Below are 1808 nucleotides of genomic sequence, written 5' to 3' on the forward strand. Positions count from 1 at the left end.
CCCGGCGCGTCTTCGTCGTGCGCCTTGCGCCCGAAGTCACGGCCTTCGTGCCCGGCGACGTGGCCGAGCGCTTGCGCGCGGACTTCGTCCGGGTCCTGGCGGCGGGCTCCTGGGCCTCCTGGGCCCGGGCCGTCTCCACCCCGAACAGCGACAGCGCGCAGACCACCAGCGTGAGGCATGCGCGCGCGTTCAGCCGGCCGGCAAACCCCTTCACCGCGTTGGTGCGCGGCCCACCGTACTCAGTCGAGTCCATCGTTCTCAATTCCACGAGGGGAAGCAGGGATGTCCGCGGTCCGTGCGCCAGGATCCAGAGCCGGTGCGACTGGCAATCGTCCACAGGGGCGAGTTTCCACCCCTGAACGGTGGCGGTCCGCTCGACTTCTCAAATTACCGCAATAACTCGCCTGAGGCCAAGTCGTGGCTGTCGATCCGGGCAAATCGCGCGAACGGCGACGGGGGCGCCGTGCGTGGATCAGCCACGGCGCAATCAGTCATCCGGCTGTTCAGCGGACACGGCCAGGTCGTCCGCGAAGGGCGGCAGCGCGGGACCCAGCGACTCCGACTGCACGAGCACGGGCGTCTCCACCCGCAGGTCGGGGGCGTCCGCGAGGACGGGCAGGCGGCGCGGGGGGCCCTGGGTGACGAGCTTGCGGAAGTCCTCGAACTCGCGGCCCTGGATGCGGGCGAAGGCGTCGAACGGGGCGACCACACCCACGGAGGACAGGGCCTGGGACAACGCGTTCGCCCCGCCCTTCAGGTCCACCAGCACGGCGCCCGGCACCCGGGCGCTCTTGAAGACCACCCGCATGTCCCTGGGCACGTGCGCCACCGGCACGAGCGCGGCCTCCGCGCCCCTGGCCTCCAGCATCTTCACCGCCGACTCCACGTTGGGCACCGGCACCAGCTTGAAGTGCTTCTGGGCATCCAGGTCGCCGCCCAGCACGACGTGGGAGACGAACTTGGGGTCCGCGGGGCCCGCGCCCTTGACGAGCGCCATGCGCTTGCCGGCGAGGTCCTTCACGGTGCCCCGCTGGGTGGAGATGATGGCCCAGCGCTGCTGCGTCTCGCCGGCGCGCGGCGCGTACGCCACCGGCTGCGCCTTGGCGCCCAGCTGCACCGCGGCCCAGCCGTCCACCACGGCGAAGTCGATCTGCCCCTCCCCCACCGCCTTGGAGAAGTCCTCGTAGCGGCCGAAGCTCTTGGCGGCGACGGGGCGGCCCAGGCTGGCCTCCAGCTTCTGGGCCAGGGCCTCCGCGTACTGGAAGCGCTCCTGGCCGTCCGACAGCGTGGTGGCGAGGAACACGCCCAGCGTAGCCTTCTTCGGCGCGGCGGACGCGGGGATGGCGGCGAACAACACGGCGGCGAGCAGGAGGCTCCACCGCGCGACAAGGGATGGCGTCTTCACGGCGTCTCCTCCGCGACCCCGGTGGCCGGCGTGGCGCCCTGCGCGTCACCCAGTCCATGGAGTCCCTGCAGGCGGTCCTTCCATTCCCGCACCTGGGCGGCGCGGGAGCCCGCGCCAGAGGCCAGGTAGCGGCGCCAGGCGTCCACGGCCTCGGCGGGTTCGTGCCGGCGCTCCTGCGCGTCGATGCCCAGGTTGAGCGAGGCGACGGGCACGGCGGTCTCCAGGCGCTTCCACGTCGCGAGCGCGGAGGCCGCGTCGCCCTGGCGCCAGTCCACGCACGCCAGGTTGTGCTGCACCAGCGCGTCGTCGGGCGTCGCGGCGAGCGCGGCCTTCAGCGCCTTCTCCGACGCCCTCATGTTGCCGGAGGCGTACGCGAGCGCCGCCTCGCGGCGCAGCAGGCGCG

2 protein-coding genes and 1 pseudogene are annotated in these 1808 nt (G+C 72.7%); all 3 read right to left on the reverse strand.

The window, feature by feature from the left end; all coding sequences use genetic code 11:
• A partial coding sequence (locus ACLEQD_RS42665) for a hypothetical protein (RefSeq protein WP_410391690.1) occupies window positions 1-253 on the reverse strand: 253 nt, incomplete at its 3' end.
• A 234-nt stretch (window positions 254-487) separates the two neighbouring features.
• On the reverse strand, window positions 488-1405 hold the full coding sequence (locus ACLEQD_RS42670) for a PhnD/SsuA/transferrin family substrate-binding protein (protein ID WP_410391691.1): 918 nt from the start codon (window positions 1403-1405) through the stop codon (window positions 488-490).
• Window positions 1402-1808, reverse strand: a pseudogene (locus ACLEQD_RS42675) (hypothetical protein); the annotation flags it as partial. The gene ACLEQD_RS42670 and the pseudogene ACLEQD_RS42675, both read right to left, overlap by 4 nt.

The sequence above is a fragment of the Corallococcus sp. 4LFB genome, assembly GCF_046520365.1.
Taxonomy (GTDB): Bacteria; Myxococcota; Myxococcia; order Myxococcales; family Myxococcaceae; genus Corallococcus; species Corallococcus caeni.